The 14,411-nt window shown below is 56.9% G+C and carries 17 protein-coding genes; 13 read left to right on the top strand and 4 right to left on the bottom strand.

Translation table 11 applies throughout. The features are described from left to right. The first annotated feature begins 58 nt into the window (after positions 1 to 58). Positions 59 to 520 carry a hypothetical protein gene (locus NQZ67_RS26165; protein ID WP_257451801.1) on the top strand — a complete coding sequence of 154 codons (462 nt, stop codon included), beginning with the start codon at positions 59 to 61 and terminating at the stop codon, positions 518 to 520. Between the two features lie 122 nt (positions 521 to 642). Here the strand turns inward: NQZ67_RS26165 and NQZ67_RS26160 are convergent, their stop codons facing one another. Then, a complete protein-coding gene (locus NQZ67_RS26160) occupies positions 643 to 1,194 on the bottom strand; it encodes a helix-turn-helix domain-containing protein (RefSeq protein ID WP_257451800.1) in 552 nt (183 codons plus the stop codon). A gap of 145 nt (positions 1,195 to 1,339) precedes the next feature. Between NQZ67_RS26160 and NQZ67_RS26155 the strand changes: the two genes are divergently transcribed. From NQZ67_RS26155 to NQZ67_RS26130, 6 genes are all read left to right on the top strand, one after another. Continuing rightward, a complete protein-coding gene (locus NQZ67_RS26155; protein WP_257451798.1) occupies positions 1,340 to 2,002 on the top strand; it encodes an alpha/beta hydrolase in 663 nt (220 codons plus the stop codon). A 7-nt stretch (positions 2,003 to 2,009) separates the two neighbouring features. Continuing rightward, the gene (locus tag NQZ67_RS26150; RefSeq protein ID WP_257451796.1) at positions 2,010 to 2,780 is read left to right on the top strand and encodes a dioxygenase family protein; all 771 of its coding nucleotides are present in this window, start codon (positions 2,010 to 2,012) and stop codon (positions 2,778 to 2,780) included. Further along, the gene (locus NQZ67_RS26145) at positions 2,780 to 4,177 is read left to right on the top strand and encodes a hypothetical protein (RefSeq protein ID WP_257451793.1); all 1,398 of its coding nucleotides are present in this window, start codon (positions 2,780 to 2,782) and stop codon (positions 4,175 to 4,177) included. The genes NQZ67_RS26150 and NQZ67_RS26145 overlap by 1 nt, the downstream gene beginning before the upstream one ends. A gap of 62 nt (positions 4,178 to 4,239) precedes the next feature. Continuing rightward, positions 4,240 to 4,596, top strand: coding sequence for a nucleotide excision repair endonuclease (locus tag NQZ67_RS26140; protein WP_257451790.1), 357 nt, complete (start codon positions 4,240 to 4,242; stop codon positions 4,594 to 4,596). 140 nt (positions 4,597 to 4,736) lie between these two features. Continuing rightward, positions 4,737 to 5,153, top strand: coding sequence for an Rrf2 family transcriptional regulator (locus NQZ67_RS26135; RefSeq protein WP_257451787.1), 417 nt, complete (start codon positions 4,737 to 4,739; stop codon positions 5,151 to 5,153). Positions 5,154 to 5,269: 116 nt separating this feature from the next. Next, positions 5,270 to 6,136, top strand: coding sequence for an SDR family oxidoreductase (locus tag NQZ67_RS26130; protein WP_257451785.1), 867 nt, complete (start codon positions 5,270 to 5,272; stop codon positions 6,134 to 6,136). 263 nt (positions 6,137 to 6,399) lie between these two features. Here the strand turns inward: NQZ67_RS26130 and hxlB are convergent, their stop codons facing one another. After that, positions 6,400 to 6,960 carry a 6-phospho-3-hexuloisomerase gene (gene hxlB, locus NQZ67_RS26125; protein ID WP_257451784.1) on the bottom strand — a complete coding sequence of 187 codons (561 nt, stop codon included), beginning with the start codon at positions 6,958 to 6,960 and terminating at the stop codon, positions 6,400 to 6,402. Position 6,961: 1 nt separating this feature from the next. Continuing rightward, positions 6,962 to 7,594 carry a 3-hexulose-6-phosphate synthase gene (gene hxlA / locus NQZ67_RS26120; protein WP_257451783.1) on the bottom strand — a complete coding sequence of 211 codons (633 nt, stop codon included), beginning with the start codon at positions 7,592 to 7,594 and terminating at the stop codon, positions 6,962 to 6,964. 161 nt (positions 7,595 to 7,755) lie between these two features. Here hxlA and NQZ67_RS26115 point away from each other — a divergent pair, with 161 nt between their 5' ends. The 6 genes from NQZ67_RS26115 to NQZ67_RS26090 all read left to right on the top strand — a co-directional run bounded on the left by NQZ67_RS26115 (position 7,756) and on the right by NQZ67_RS26090 (position 13,596). Continuing rightward, positions 7,756 to 8,124 (top strand): winged helix-turn-helix transcriptional regulator, encoded by a 369-nt coding sequence (locus NQZ67_RS26115; RefSeq protein ID WP_257451782.1) that lies wholly within the window; start codon positions 7,756 to 7,758, stop codon positions 8,122 to 8,124. 79 nt (positions 8,125 to 8,203) lie between these two features. After that, positions 8,204 to 9,013 (top strand): alpha/beta fold hydrolase, encoded by an 810-nt coding sequence (locus NQZ67_RS26110; RefSeq protein ID WP_257451781.1) that lies wholly within the window; start codon positions 8,204 to 8,206, stop codon positions 9,011 to 9,013. Positions 9,014 to 9,015: 2 nt separating this feature from the next. After that, positions 9,016 to 9,468 carry a YdeI/OmpD-associated family protein gene (locus NQZ67_RS26105; RefSeq protein WP_257451780.1) on the top strand — a complete coding sequence of 151 codons (453 nt, stop codon included), beginning with the start codon at positions 9,016 to 9,018 and terminating at the stop codon, positions 9,466 to 9,468. A 142-nt stretch (positions 9,469 to 9,610) separates the two neighbouring features. Then, positions 9,611 to 9,988 carry a hypothetical protein gene (locus NQZ67_RS26100; RefSeq protein ID WP_257451778.1) on the top strand — a complete coding sequence of 126 codons (378 nt, stop codon included), beginning with the start codon at positions 9,611 to 9,613 and terminating at the stop codon, positions 9,986 to 9,988. A 1-nt stretch (position 9,989) separates the two neighbouring features. Then, positions 9,990 to 11,762, top strand: a complete 1,773-nt coding sequence (locus tag NQZ67_RS26095; RefSeq protein WP_257451776.1) for an ABC transporter ATP-binding protein — start codon at positions 9,990 to 9,992, stop codon at positions 11,760 to 11,762. Beyond that, positions 11,725 to 13,596, top strand: coding sequence for an ABC transporter ATP-binding protein (locus NQZ67_RS26090; protein WP_257451774.1), 1,872 nt, complete (start codon positions 11,725 to 11,727; stop codon positions 13,594 to 13,596). The genes NQZ67_RS26095 and NQZ67_RS26090 overlap by 38 nt, the downstream gene beginning before the upstream one ends. A gap of 350 nt (positions 13,597 to 13,946) precedes the next feature. On the opposite strand, the gene NQZ67_RS26085 is transcribed toward NQZ67_RS26090, so the two are convergent. Next, a complete protein-coding gene (locus NQZ67_RS26085) occupies positions 13,947 to 14,408 on the bottom strand; it encodes an NUDIX hydrolase (protein ID WP_257451773.1) in 462 nt (153 codons plus the stop codon). Between the last annotated feature and the right edge of the window lie 3 nt (positions 14,409 to 14,411).

Raw genomic sequence — 14,411 nt, 5'->3', positions numbered from 1 at the left:
CGCAACGAAACGATGTAAGCCCGGAGCGATCCGGGCCAATAGGAGAGGGGAATCGCGTATGCCGAACGTACCACCAAACGATCAGGCGCGCATGATCACCATTTCCGAAGATATTTTTCACCACCCGGGGTTGGATATCTATTCGCAAATGGTGTATATCGTGCTAAGGGGGCAGCTGACCTCCGAAACCGAAGCACCCGAGGTGTCGGAGGTGTCCAAGCTGGGCCGCATGACGGAGAAGCAGACGATAAAAGCCTTGCAGAAGCTGGTCGAAGTCAAAATATTGCCAAACAAGCTGTACCGCCGGATGGTCGGCGATTTCCGGGATGATCGTCTGTCCTGGGCGGCCAAGGGGCTCCTGCATTTCTGCAAGGAGCATCCGACGATCGACATGCAGACGCTTCTCGAGATGACGGGAGAATCCGGCGACGACGAGCAGAATGTCCGCAAGGCGCTGAGGGAGCTCAGCGAGCATGGTTATTTGGAAGAATATCCGGCCTGGAGAAGACTGGTCAGTTAATACGATCCATACCACAGCCATAGTACAGCCGCCTAATCGGGTGGCTTTATAACGAAAGACAGCCCCAGTCGCGAGGTTTGCGTCCTGGAGCTGTCTTTTTCGTTTGGTGTAGGCACTGGGCGCTACAAATAGGGGTTCGATTGTTCTTTCTCCGTATAGACCGAGATGAGGACGATGGCCGTCTCCTGGCTTATGTTCTTCACGAGATGGGGGACGCAGGCGTTCCAGCTGAACGAGTCGCCTTCCCCGAATTCGGCGTTGTCTTCCCCTTGCTCGGCATAAATTTTCCCCTGGAGCACCAGATGAACCTCTTCGCCTTCATGCGCATGGGGAGCGTCGCCCGTCGAAGCGCCGGGCGGGATTTCGACGATCATCATTCTGACGTTCGGCGTGGAGCCGAGATGCTCGACCTTCAAACGCTCGACACCGCTTTTGCTGATCCGCCGCTCGTCCTTGCGGACGATCTGCATCCGTTCTTCCTGGCGAAGAAGCAAATACGCCAATGGCACCTTAAGCGCCTTGGCGATGCTCTCCAGCGTGGCGATGGAAGGCGAGGTTTTATTGTTTTCGACCTGGCTCATGAAGCCTTGGGATAAGCCGGTTTCCTCGCAAATTTGCATGATGGTGACGTTTTTGCGCTTACGGATCGCTCGGATCGAAGAGCCAATGTTCATAAGGAATCCACCTTAACGAAATATTTGTCATACGCAACATACATTCATAATAGCAATATATCTATTGACAGGCTACCCGTTAGTATTTAATATAAGTGTTACAAAAGTAAATTTAGTATTAGTAATATATATAGGAGCTGATCGTATGCACCCAGCCTATCAGTACGACATTCAATATCCGCCTCATATGGACCCGGAGAAGAAATACCCGGTCGTCTTCATGCTCCATGGCAAAGGCTCGAACGAGCAAAACATGCTGAATCTGGCTGCGCCTCTGAACGAGGAGTTTATTATTGTCGGTATTCGCGGTAATCTTAGATTAGGCAACGGCTACCAATATTATGATTTGATCAGTCTTGGCAACCCCGTTAGAGCCATGTTCGACGATGCGGTCGGACAGCTGGATGCCTTCATCCGCTATGCAACGGACAGGTACCCGATTGATCCGGCCAAACGCTATGTGCTCGGCTTCAGTCAAGGAGCGATTCTGTCGATGACGCTGGCGCTTACCATGGGGGATCAGCTGAGAGGGATCGTGGCTTTGAACGGTTACGTGCCCGGCTTTGTCAAAACGGAATACGATTTGAAGGACGTCAGCCAGGTGGCGATGTTCGTCTCCCACGGACAATTCGATACCGTATTCCCGATTCGAATCGGCCATGAGACGGCCGCTTATCTGGAGACTTTGTCGCCGCGAAGCCTGATGTTCAATATCTACGAGACCGACCACGGCGTCTCCGGAGAGAACCAGAAGGATTTCGCGAATTGGCTGCGGCAGGATGCCGGAATAACTTCCAACAAGGAGTGAATGATAAATGATGCCATCCTATTTTTTCGCGCATGGCGCGCCATCGCTTGTATTAGAGAATAACGAGTATACGGACTTATTGAAAAAATTCGCGGCAAGCGCTCCAAAGCCGAAAGCGATCGTGTTGTTCTCCGCGCATTATGAGCAGTCGACGCAATCGATCGGCGCGGCGGATAAGTACGGCACGATTTACGATTTCGGAGGCTTCCAGGACGAGCTGTATCAGATGACCTATCCGGCCCCGGGTAACCGGGCGCTTAGCAATCAAGTGGCGGACTTGTTCGCCAAGCATGGCATAGACAGCGTGCTCGACGAAGAGAGAGGGTTGGACCATGGCGCATGGGCCGTCCTGAAGCTGATCTATCCCGACGCGGACATTCCGGTTGTCGCGTTGTCCGTCAACCGATACCTGACGAATGAGCAGCAATACCGAATCGGCCAGGCGCTTGGCGAGCTCCGGGAGCAGGATGTGCTCATTATCGGAAGCGGCGGTACCGTTCATAATTTGCGAAGATTGAACTGGCGGGGAGAAGGAATCGACGAGTGGGCCGCATCGTTCGATAACTGGCTGCAGGAGAAGCTGGAAGCCTGGGATACGGAGGCGCTGTTCCGTTACGGGGAAGAGGCCCCTTATGCCGCAGAGGCGGTGCCGACGAACGAACACTTTATCCCGCTGCTGCTCGCGATGGGGACGGGAGACAAGAACCGCCAAGCGGAGCTGCTCCACCGAAGCTATCAGTACGGCAATTTAAGCCTAAGCTGCTGGAAGTTCAATTAATGTTGAAGGCAGCTTCGAATATAAAAGCGAATCTAGAGCTGGCGGTCATCTTCTCGATGGCCGCCGTGTTTATCGTTCTGCAGCTCACGCATTGGCAGCCGCTGACAGCGGTGCTCGGCTGCTTGGTATTCGCCGCGATCGCCTTGTTCCTGCGGCATCTCAGAGGACTGACGCTGTGGCTGACGGTTGCTTTCATGACTGTAGGGGTGCTGCTGCTTCTGGTTCAGAGGGCGGAAGCGGGCTACTGGTTCGATGCGGCCAGCGTCAACGTCACGCTCGTCACGTTGTTCGTCTTCGCCCCGTTATTCGGCATTCCGGTTCGTCTGCCCGCGTATATGGACGCCTTGAAGCGGTTCTACGAAACCAGGCTGCGCAGCCGGTTCGTTCTGTTCGGCGGGACGCAACTGTTGACGCAGATCATGGGCGTCTTTCTAAATGTCGGCTCCATTCCCGTCGTGTATCACATGGTGTTCGCCAAGGCGCACCCGGGCATGGCTCTGCTGCTTGCCAATGCGCTGAATCGCGGATTTGCGGGAGCGATTCTGTGGTCGCCTTATTTTGCCGCTATGGCCGTTGTGCTCTCTTCGCTGTCCGTCGAGTGGACGGCCATTCTGCCCTATATGCTTGGACTCGCAGTGGTCAGTTTGCTGGTCAGCATTGCGGTGGATTTCAAGGAATTGCGCAAAGCGGGCGGTGCGGAGGCACAGGAAGAGGAGAAGCACATCGTTAGCCGGACCGATCCCGCGGCGGGCAGTGGCGAGAGGTCCGTCTTCCCGGCGGGGCTCGCGGTCTATTTGATCGGGGCGATTGTCGTCATCCTTGTGCTGGAACGGATGATGGAGCTGCCCATGGTGCTTCTTACATGCTTGGCGGCTGTTGTGTATCCGCTGATATGGTGCCTCGGCAAAAGGGCAATGGCAACCTATCGCCAAGGATTGGCGAATCATCTGTCCGTGACGCTGCCGGCGCTCAAGAAGGAGATGACGCTGTTCCTGGCGGCGGGCTTCTTCAGCGGATCGATCGGCATAGTAGGCTTTGGCGATTACGTGCCGGTTCTGCTGGAATGGATCCCCTTGCCGGTCGCGCTATCCTTCTCGATCTTAACGATTGTGATGGTGATGGTAACGTCGATCGTCGGCCTTCATCCAATCGTGCTTGTCACGATCCTGGCAACCGGCATCGAGCCCGCGGCGGTACAGATGAGCGCGAACGAAGTCGCGGTGCTGCTGCTCGGCAGCTGGTGCCTGTCGAACGGCATATCGCCGTCCTCGGCCGTGAATAACCTGCTGGCAGGTCTGTACCGGAAGTCGGTCTATGAGCTTGCGCGGCCGAATTATAAATTCGCAGCCTGGATGGGCGTGGCGCTGCTTGTTTATTTAGCGATCATGAGCGTCTAGATGCCGTGATGCGAGTGTGGTACGATGGAAGCCTAAACGGATAGAGGAAGTGACAATGACACGTGATACTTATTACCATTCCAACGCCTGATGTAACCATACTGAAGCAGGAGAATCCGCAGCTTAGCCATATTTACGGCTTTACGGATTTCCATCTGATTACGCGTGAGCGCGGCGGCATCTTCATGTTCTACAACGACAAGGACGAGTTGCTGTTCGTGGGGAAAGCCCGCAAGCTTCGCCAGCGGATCAAGAAGCATTTCGAAGACACCGTCTCTCCTATGAAGAATCATCGGGACGAAGTCGCGAAGATCGAGGTTTGCCTCGTAGAGGATCCCGTAGAGCGGGAACTATACGAGACATACATCGCCAACAAGCATAAAGCCAAGTACAATCCGGACAAAGTGACGCAAGGCTAGGGGCTCCGGGGCGGCGGAGGCGGACAGGCTTTCATGGATGACCGAGCTGCGGGCCCCGGATGCGAATGCACGGCTACCTCTGATGGTTCTTGACAAAACATTTAGAAGTAACTAAAATGGTTACAACGGTGGTGATGCACATGAAGCAGATCAGTACGCGCTTTTCGATGGCGGTTCATACCCTCTCCCTTATCGCGGCCAGTCCGCAGGATTGCACCGGGGACTTCATTGCGGGGAGCGTGAATACGAATCCCGTCGTCATCCGGCGGATTATGGGCATGCTGAAGAAGGCGGGATTAGTGGATGTGCGCGCCGGCGTGGGCGGCGCTTCATTGCGGAAGGAGCCTAACCGGATTACGCTTCTCGATATTTACCGCGCGGTGAACGTGGCCGAGGAGAATCAGCTGTTCCGCATTCACGAGGGACCGAATATGGCTTGTCCCGTAGGCCGGAATATCGAGCAGGTGCTGCAGGATGAGCTGAGAGAAGCGCAGCTGGTGATGGAGCAGAGACTCGCGCAGACGACGCTCGATCAGCTGATCACGAAGTTTGAATAATCACCTATCAAGTTTAAATAGGAGCTCTGTTAAGAGAGCTTTTATTTTTACACATGTTGTAACCAGTTTGGTTATAACATAATAAATCAAAACAAATAAATGGAGGTAGAGGAGAAATGAAGGTATTAGTGACAGGAGCAACAGGCAAGCTGGGATCCAAAGTGGTGGAGGCTCTATTGAAAACCGTACCGGCGGGCGACTTGGCCGTCAGCGTGCGCAACCCGGAGAAGGCGGCGAGCCTTCGCGCCCTCGGAGTGGACGTTCGCCAAGGCGATTTCGACCAGCCGGAGTCGCTGGACGCGGCGTTCGCTGGCATCGACCGGATTCTGATCATCTCCGCCGACGGCGATACGGAGACGCGGATTCGCCAGCATACGAACGCGGTCGAAGCGGCGGCTCGCGCGGGAGTCGGCTTCATCGCGTATACGAGCGTGGCTAATGCGGCAGACAGCAAGCTGTTCCTCGCCGAGCCGCATCAAGCGACCGAAGAAGCCATCCGGAAGACGGGCATCCCGTATTCGTTCCTGCGCAATAACTGGTACCTCGAGAACGAAATCTCGAGCATCCAAGGCGTACTGGCTGGAGCGCCGTGGGTCACGTCCGCGGGCGCCGCTAAGGTCGGCTGGGCTCTTCAGCAGGAGTACGCAGATGCAGCTGCGGCGGTCCTCGGAGGCGAGGGACATGAGAATACGATTTATGAATTGTCCGGCGTATTGCTGACCCAGGAAGCGCTGGCGTCCGCGCTTGGCGACGTGCTCGGCAAGGAAGTGCCGGTCGTCCAAGTCGATGATGCCGGTTATGCCGACATCATGAAGAACGCCGGCGTGCCGGACTTCGTGATCCCGATCCTCGTCGGCATTCAGCAAGGCATCCGGGAAGGCAACCTGGAGGTGGAGAGCGGCGACTTCGAGAAGCTGCTGGGCCGTCCTCTGACGCCGGTTCGGGAGGCGCTTCGTCAGATCATGGCTGCGTCGAACGCGTAAGGCTGATTGCGCTTGGTAATTAGCCGGCAGCCAGCCGACAGTTAGCCGACGGCAGCAGGAGGTTTGCCGGGCAATAGCGGCAAAAATGGCGTTATTGCGAGCCCGCCATCATACTGTAAACCCCATAACGCCCAAAGTACCTCTAGTTCGGATGGAGACCGTAAAAGGCCTTCCAGTCGGCGGAAATAGAGGTACTTTCGGCGTTATTTTTGCTTAAACCGCCTTCTGGCGGAGAAATAGCGGTACATTGTCCGTTATTCCTTTCATTCGAGATTCGCGTGATTCCCGTACATCGCGCGGGAGTCCCGCTCGCGGAATTCCATGATGCGGAGAATGACCGCATCCAGGAAGAGCAGCAGCGTCTGCTCGTACAGGGAGCCCATCGGCTGGACCGTCAGCTCGGTGCCGTCGCGGTCCTTGGGCACGCCCGGCAGCGGAACGACGATATCGGCGCGGGAACCGATGGAGGACTGCGGCTGAATGGTCACCGCCGCAACCGTGGCCCGGAGCGACTGGGCCTTGTCGGTCATGCCGATCAAGCTCCGGGTTTCGCCCGAGCCGGAGCCGATTACCAAGAGGTCCTTCCCGGTTATGCCGGGCGTTACCGATTCGCCTACGACATGAGCGCGAATGCCGAGATGCATCAGGCGCATGGCGAAAGCCTTCATCATGAGGCCCGACCGTCCGGCTCCGGCGACGAAGACCTGATCGGCGCCCAGGATGGCCTCTGCAAGCTGCTCGCCGGATGCGTCCGCCAGCGAATTGGCCGCCCGCTCGAGCTCCGTGACGATTCGAGCGACGTGGCCTTTGATCGTCGCAGCCATCTTATCGGGCCGCGATGAGCTGTCTCATCTCGGCAGCCGCGGCGCGTTTGTCGGAGTGGCCGGTAATGCCGCCGCCGACGATGACGAGATCCGGAGAAGCCGCGACGACTTCCGGCAGAGTAGCCAGCTTGATGCCGCCGGCAATCGCCGTCTTGGCGTTTTTCACGACGCTCTTGATCACGCGAAGCTGCTCGAAGGAGTTCTCGCCTTCGGCCTGCAGATCGTAGCCGGTGTGGACGCAGATGTAGTCTACGCCGAGCGCGTCGACCTCGCGGGCGCGCTGCTCGAGGTTTTTGACGTTAATCATGTCGACGACAATTTGTTTGCCGTGTTTCCGGGCTTCCTCGACCGCGCCGCGGATCGTGGAGTCGTCGGTCGCGCCGAGCACGGTAATATAATCGGCTCCCGCCTCGGAAGCCTTCAGCACTTCATAGGCGCCGGCGTCCATGATTTTCAGATCGGCCAGCACTTCCAGATCCGGGAACGCCTCCTTGATTTCCTTGACCGCGCGCAAGCCCTCGTTGATGACGACCGGCGTGCCGATCTCCACGATATCGATGAACTCCTGAACCTCCTTGACGACTTCCTTGGCTTCCGGAATGTTGACCAGATCGAGCGCTAACTGCAGTTTCATAGGGCAGGTGCCTCCTTCGAATTTTGAATGATTTCGCATCGTTATGCGTGTTCCGCTTGCGGTTTTATTATAGCGAGACAGTATTTTTCTTGTAAGTAGGCACATTTTTATTATATAGTGTCGGAAAGTATACTATGGGACAAAGAAGGGGATGGAGCATCATGTCCAGAAATACGGAGAAGGTATTCAACTGCGAGAAGGAGCTGACGCTCTCTATCATCGGCGGAAAGTGGAAGATGATCATCATGTGGCACCTGGGCAAAGAAGGGACGAAACGCTTCAGCCAGCTGAAAGCGCTCATCCCCGATATTACCCAGCGCATGCTGACGACGCAGCTGAGGGAGCTGGAGGAGGACGGCATCGTCGACCGGGTCGTCTATCCCGTCGTGCCGCCCAAGGTAGAGTACAGCTTGACGACCCGCGGCCAAAGCTTGATTCCGATACTGGATCTCATGTACGAATGGGGTAAGGAGTATATTGCGGAGTCCGGTCAGGCGGTCACGATCCGGAACGTGCCGGAAGCGAAATAATTTTTTTGAGGACGTGTCGATTTCCGGGGAAGTGGTTCGTCGTTAGAGTAAAAGCCTGAATGGAAAGAGGGATGATCGGATGAATCGCGTCCAATCGAAAGACGGCACGTCCATTGCTTTTACAAGAAGAGGGGAAGGCCCGGCCTTAATCCTGGTAGACGGCGCCCTCTGCTATAGGGAATCCGGGCCGAACGAGCCGCTTGCGGAGCAATTGGCGCCGCAATTCACCGTGTATACATACGACCGAAGGGGCCGGGGAGAGAGCGATCAAGCGGGGCCGTATGCGATTGAGCGGGAAGTGGAGGATATCGCCGCCCTGATCGGGGAGGCGGGGGGATCGGCTTTCCTGTACGGAATATCGTCGGGTGCGGCATTGGCGCTCGAAGCGGCGAGCCGTCTTCCTTCCGTTCGGATGCTTGCTCTCTATGAAGCGCCGTTCGTCGTGGAGGGCAGCCGCCCGCCGGTGCGGGACGATTACGCGGCGGTCATGAATCGTTTGCTCGCGGCGGGGAAGCGAGGTGCCGCGGTTAAGCATTTCATGCGAAGAGGCGTGGGCTTGCCCGCGTTCGCGGTGGCGATAATGCCGATGATGCCCGCGTGGAAGAAGCTGAAGGCCGTCGCCCATACGCTCCCGCATGATACGATGCTGACGGCGGACTACCAGCGCGGCAAGCCGCTGCCAGCCGGACAATGGTCCGGCGCGGCTGTCCCGACGCTCGTCGTCTACGGCGGCAAGAGCCCGGCCTGGTTGCAAGCGGGGATGAAGTCGCTCGCCGGCGTCTTGCCGAACGCGGGGCTGCGTATGCTTGAGGGCGAGACGCATATCGTGAAGCCAGGGGCGCTCGCTCCCGTGCTTGCGTCATTTTATCAAGAGAGTCGGAGGGGGTAACGATGCTGACATTCAGAACGACGCTTGAATTGGCCAAAAAAACCGCCACGGGCATTCATGTCCCGGACGAAATCGTCGAGACGCTCGTCGCGGGCAAGAAGCCGCCCGTCAAGGTGACGATCGGGTCGTATTCGTACCGCAGTACGATTGCGTCCATGGGAGGCAGGTATATGCTGCCGGTCAGCCAGGAGCATCGCGAGGGCGCGGGCATTCAGGCCGGGGACGACATCGAGGTCACGCTCGAGCTGGACACCGCGCCGCGCGAGGTGGAGACGCCGGCGGATTTCGCGGAAGCGCTGGACCGAAGTGCCGAGGCGAAGCAGTTCTATGACGGCTTGTCCTACAGCAACAAACGCCGATTCGTGTTGAATATCGAAGGCGCCAAGAGCGCCGAGACCAGGCAGCGTCGCATTGAGAAGTCCGTCGGGCTGCTGAGCGAAGGCAAGCTTCAATAGCCGACTGCTTGGCGACGGCCTGTAGCCTTTTAACCTCGCTCGTTCCTTCATGGGAACGGGCTTTTTTGCGTTGTCGATTGACAACGCGTATACGTTTGTATACAGTGTTTGTATACAAACGTATACAAAGGAGCGGGTGACAATGAGAGGTTTTGGCGATCACGGTCACGATCATGGCCACATGAAGGGCGAGAACCATAGAGGCAGAGGCGGGCATAGAGGGAAGCACGGGCATCATCACCGTCACGGCGCCCAGACGTTCCGCCGGGGGCGGGCGATCGAGTTTTTGGAGAGGCTGCAGGTCAGGCAGGCGACGCTTAAGCAGCAGCTGGAGGCGCCGGAGTTCCAGGAAATTAAGAGCGTGCTGCTCGGCGAGCTCAAGGCGGTCGAGCTAATTCTCGACGAGTACGTGAAGCATTTCGAGCTTCGCGAGAGCGAGGACGGAGGAGCGGGGAACGAGGCTGAAGAGGCGGCAGGGGCAGGCGACGAAGAAGCAGACAACGAGGGTGGGTCCCAGTAGCATGTGGGGATTAAAGGCGTATCTCAAACCTTACTGGAAGTTCGTCCTGCTTGGCCCGCTGTTCATGATGATGGAGGTGTTTTTCGATCTGATGCAGCCCCGGCTGGCCGCCCATATCGTGAACTTCGGCGTCGTTGAGCGCGATTTCGGCGTCATCCAGCAGACGGGCATCACGATGGCGGTTGTCACGCTGCTGTCGCTTATTACGGGCGTGGGCTGCAACCTCTTCGCGAGCCGCGCCTCTCAAAATTTCGGAGCGGACATCCGCGAGGCCTTATTCGCCAAAATCCAGACGTTCTCGTTCGAGGATATCGACCGGTTCAAGTCGGGCTCCCTCATTACGCGGATGACGGGCGATGTCTTGCAAGTGCAGAACCTGGTGCAGATGGCGTTGCAGGGTCTCGTCCGGGCGCCAAGCCTGCTGATCGGCAGCGTTGTCATGGCGCTGCTCATGAACGTCCGTCTTGGCTTGATTTTGCTCGGAACGCTGCTCGTATTGGTCGCCGTGCTTGTCGTCCTTATCCGATTCTCTACTCCGCTATTCACAAGCGTGCAGGCGAAGCTCGATTCCGTGAATATAAGAATGCAGGAGAATTTGGCCGGGATCCGAGTCGTCAAAGCTTTCGTCCGGGCCCGATACGAGACGGAACGCTTCCGGGAAGTGAACCGGGATTACACGGACATCTCGATTAAGGCGGCGCGGTTCATCGCGCTGAACACCCCGATCGCGACGTTCATTATGAACGTATGCATGGTGGCGATTCTGCTGTACGGAGGCCATCTGGTGTGGGATTCTTCCGTTCGAGTGGGCGACTTGGTCGCGTTCGTTAACTATGTCGTGCAGGTGCTGTCTTCCCTGCTGATGGTGAGCGGACTGCTCATGAACGTCTCGCAGGCGAACGTATCCGCACGCCGCATCCGCGAGGTGCTGGAGACTCAGCCGCACATTGCAAGCGCGAGCCTTGCGGCGGCTCCCGGCCGATCGGCGGAGCGCGTGGAATTCCGCGATGTGTCGTTCTCTTATTCCGGCTCTTCGGATGTGAGAGAGCAAGCGCTGCGGGGCATTCAGCTGGAGGCCGGCCGGGGAGAGACGGTTGCCATTATTGGCGCTACCGGCTCCGGGAAATCCACGCTGGTCCAACTCATTCCCCGGCTGTACGACGTGACGTCCGGCTCCATCCGGATCGACGGCCGGGATATCCGGGATATTCCGCTGCCGGAGCTTCGGGGTCAGGTCGGGATGATCTTGCAGGAGTCGATTCTGTTCTCCGGCACCATCCGGGACAATATCGCGTTCGGCAGATCGGACGCCACGCAGGAGGAAATCGAAGAGGCCGCGGCAATCGCCCAGGCTCATGACTTCATCGTTAGCCTGCCGGATGGCTACGATACGAAGCTGGGACAGAGGGGCGTCAATCTGTCGGGCGGCCAGAAGCAGCGGTTATCGATCGCGCGGGCGCTCCTCGTGAAGCCGCCGATTCTCGTCATGGACGACTGCATGAGCGCGCTCGATCTGGCAACCGAAGGACGTCTCCGCACGGCGCTCCAGCCGCTGATGAAGGATAGCATCACGTTCCTCATCGCCCAGCGTATCTCGTCCGTCATTCACGCCCAGAACATTCTGGTCCTGGACGAAGGGGCCATCGTTGGCTCTGGCACTCATGATGAGCTGATGCGGACATGCGCGGTTTACCAGGATATTTATCGTTCCCAATACGGCAAGCAGGGGGTGGCTTATGTCTCGCAGCAATCCGTCTCAACCTACGAAGGCTAGCGCGGGCGGGGCGCCTCAGCCGTTCGCGCAAATGGGCTTTCAGCCAAGGCAGGGCCCGCATCACGGAGAGGCGCCGAAGGTCCGGTCCAAGGATACGGCAGGCACATTGCGCCGAATATGGGGCTTTCTGAAGCTTCAACGCCGGGCGTTATGGATTGTCATTAGCAGTACGGTCCTTACGACGGCGCTGACGCTGCTGGCGCCTTACTTGATAGGCGTCATCATCGACGACTATGTGCTGCCGCGCCAGGCGGACGGGCTTGTCCGAATGGGCCTCCTCCTATTGGCCGTGTACGGTCTGGGCGCGGCATTCACATGGTTGCAGCAGTACACGGCCGCGAGCCTGTCCCAGCATACGGTCCGCGACATGCGGCAAGCCTTGTTCGAGCACTATCAGCGCCTGCCGGTGTCGTTCTTCGATCAGAGGACGCACGGCGAGCTGATGAGCCGAACGACCAACGACATCTCGAACGTCTCGAACACGCTCAACCAGACGGTGGTGCAGCTTATATCCAGCGTATTGATTCTGGTCGGCAGCGTCGCGATGATGCTGAGCCTGAGCGGCTGGATGACGCTCGTCACGCTGCTGACGGTGCCGGTCGCAGCCTTCTTGGCGAAGAAGATCGCGTCGTATACGCGGCAATATTTTTCGCAGCAGCAGAAGCATCTTGGGGAAGTGAACGGCTTCGTCCAGGAGAACATCTCGGGACTGAAGGTGGTCAAGGTGTTCGGGAGGGAATCCGCCAATACCGGCCAATTCCGGGAGATGAACGAGCGCCTGCGGGCGGTCGGCGTGAAAGCCCAGAGCTTCTCCGGATCGATGGGGCCGATCATGAACGCGATGCGGAACCTGAGCTTCGTCGTTATTGCCGTATTCGGAGCGATCTTCGCTTACCAAGATATGATCACGGTCGGAATCATCGCCAGTTTCCTTCAGTATTCCAATCAATTCAGCCAGCCGATCAACCAGCTGGCTAATCAATATAATTTGTTCCAGTCGGCGGTTGCCGGCGCGGAGCGCGTATTCGAGGTACTGGATCAGAAGCCCGAGATATCGGAGGAGGAAGACGGCAGAATGATTGACCGGCCGATTGCGGGCGACGTGGTATTCGAGCGGGTCATCTTCGGGTACAAGCCGGAGGCGCCGGTGCTCAGGGAGCTGTCGCTGCATGCTTCGCCCGGCCAGATGATCGCGCTCGTCGGTCCGACGGGTGCGGGCAAAACGACGATCATCAATCTGCTTACGCGCTTCTATGATATCCAATCCGGCAGCATCCGGATCGACGGGCAGGATATCCGCGAGCTGAGCAAGCCGTATCTTCGCCAGCAGATTGGATTGGTCCTGCAGGATGCCCACGTCTTCTCCGGCACCATTCGGGAAAATATCCGGTATGGACGTCTGAACGCCGATGACCGGGAGGTAGAGGAGGCGGCTAAGCTGGCGAACGCTCACGGATTCATCCAGAAGCTGCCGCAAGGCTACGACACGCCAGTCAGCGCCGAAGGCGGCAGCCTAAGCCAGGGACAGCGGCAGCTGCTGACGATCGCGAGGGCCGTGCTAGCGAATCCGTCCATTCTTATTCTCGACGAGGCGACGAGCAGCGTCGATACGAGAACGGAGCTCCATATCCAAGAGGCGATGAAGCTGCTCATGAAGGGAAGAACGAGCTTCGTGATCGCGCATCGGCTTAGCACGATTAAGGAAGCGGATAACATCCTGGTCATCCGGGACGGGCGGATCGCGGAGCAGGGCACGCATGAGGAGCTGCTGGAGAGCGGCAGGTTCTACGCCGGCCTGTACCGGTATCAGTTCGCGCAGGGGGACGCGAGCTAGCTGCGTCTCGGCCTTCATCGTGTCATAGAGATTTAAACAGCGACAGCCAAGGACAAGAAATAAAGTCCTGGGCTGTCGCTGTTTATTAAGTGTCTATTCTAGCCGCGCCGAGGAAATAAGCTGCTAACGGAACTACCAGACCTTATCTGCGCTTAAAACCGCGTTTTAGGGATTCTTACGGAACCATAAGCCTTTATTCATCCGAATGGCACTGGTCCACAACCAAAATGGCGCAAATAGCGTCGGCCAGTTCCGTTACAAGCCACATTTCACCAGAAATAGAGGGAATAACGTCTGTGAGTTCCGTTCAGGATTGTGCAGCAGCTTAGTGGTTATTAAAATTACCTGTATTAAGAATTATGATGAACAGTTCCTCTGCGTACATAGGGTGCGGATATGTTACCCGATAGTAATCCCTTTGACTCACTTGGCATATGCATGTATTCTTCTGCTATTTGGGGTTCCATCCAAGTAACTTCCTCAATTTCTTCTGGGAAGGAGATATTTATTTCGCCACCAATTACATTCCCTCTAAAGGTAAAGAGAATGGTGTGATGCCCCCTATCTACAAAAAACGCTTCACTTACACTGAAAATACCATTGATTTCAACCTCTAAGCCCGTTTCTTCTTTTACCTCGCGAATAGCTGCTTCTTCAAGTGTTTCTCCCTGTTCTACTGCTCCGCCAGGTAGTGTGTAGTAGGAGGATTTCATCCCCTTGTTTTTGACCATCAATACATGTTTTCTTTGTTCATCAAAGAGAAGCACATAGGCAACATCTACTCTTTCATGGAATAAATCCCCTTCCTCCAAATC

Origin of the sequence: Paenibacillus soyae, assembly GCF_024623455.1 — a bacterium.
In the GTDB taxonomy this organism is placed as follows: domain Bacteria; phylum Bacillota; class Bacilli; order Paenibacillales; family Paenibacillaceae; genus Pristimantibacillus; species Pristimantibacillus soyae.
This window is presented reverse-complemented; position numbering and strand designations above follow the sequence as displayed.

Bases quoted from the DNA above. Each gene is read 5' to 3' on its own strand.
- NQZ67_RS26135 (WP_257451787.1), top strand. From the start codon at position 4,737: ATGAAGCAGATCAGTACGCGCTTTTCGATGGCGGTTCATACCCTCTCC.
- NQZ67_RS26110 (WP_257451781.1), top strand. From the start codon at position 8,204: ATGAATCGCGTCCAATCGAAAGACGGCACGTCCATTGCTTTTACAAGA.
- NQZ67_RS26165 (WP_257451801.1), top strand. From the start codon at position 59: ATGCCGAACGTACCACCAAACGATCAGGCGCGCATGATCACCATTTCC.
- hxlB (WP_257451784.1), bottom strand. From the start codon at position 6,960: ATGGCTGCGACGATCAAAGGCCACGTCGCTCGAATCGTCACGGAGCTC.
- NQZ67_RS26090 (WP_257451774.1), top strand. From the start codon at position 11,725: ATGTCTCGCAGCAATCCGTCTCAACCTACGAAGGCTAGCGCGGGCGGG.
- hxlA (WP_257451783.1), bottom strand. From the start codon at position 7,594: ATGAAACTGCAGTTAGCGCTCGATCTGGTCAACATTCCGGAAGCCAAG.
- NQZ67_RS26145 (WP_257451793.1), top strand. From the start codon at position 2,780: ATGTTGAAGGCAGCTTCGAATATAAAAGCGAATCTAGAGCTGGCGGTC.
- NQZ67_RS26115 (WP_257451782.1), top strand. From the start codon at position 7,756: ATGTCCAGAAATACGGAGAAGGTATTCAACTGCGAGAAGGAGCTGACG.
- NQZ67_RS26130 (WP_257451785.1), top strand. From the start codon at position 5,270: ATGAAGGTATTAGTGACAGGAGCAACAGGCAAGCTGGGATCCAAAGTG.
- NQZ67_RS26100 (WP_257451778.1), top strand. From the start codon at position 9,611: ATGAGAGGTTTTGGCGATCACGGTCACGATCATGGCCACATGAAGGGC.
- NQZ67_RS26150 (WP_257451796.1), top strand. From the start codon at position 2,010: ATGATGCCATCCTATTTTTTCGCGCATGGCGCGCCATCGCTTGTATTA.
- NQZ67_RS26160 (WP_257451800.1), bottom strand. From the start codon at position 1,194: ATGAACATTGGCTCTTCGATCCGAGCGATCCGTAAGCGCAAAAACGTC.
- NQZ67_RS26095 (WP_257451776.1), top strand. From the start codon at position 9,990: ATGTGGGGATTAAAGGCGTATCTCAAACCTTACTGGAAGTTCGTCCTG.
- NQZ67_RS26155 (WP_257451798.1), top strand. From the start codon at position 1,340: ATGCACCCAGCCTATCAGTACGACATTCAATATCCGCCTCATATGGAC.
- NQZ67_RS26105 (WP_257451780.1), top strand. From the start codon at position 9,016: ATGCTGACATTCAGAACGACGCTTGAATTGGCCAAAAAAACCGCCACG.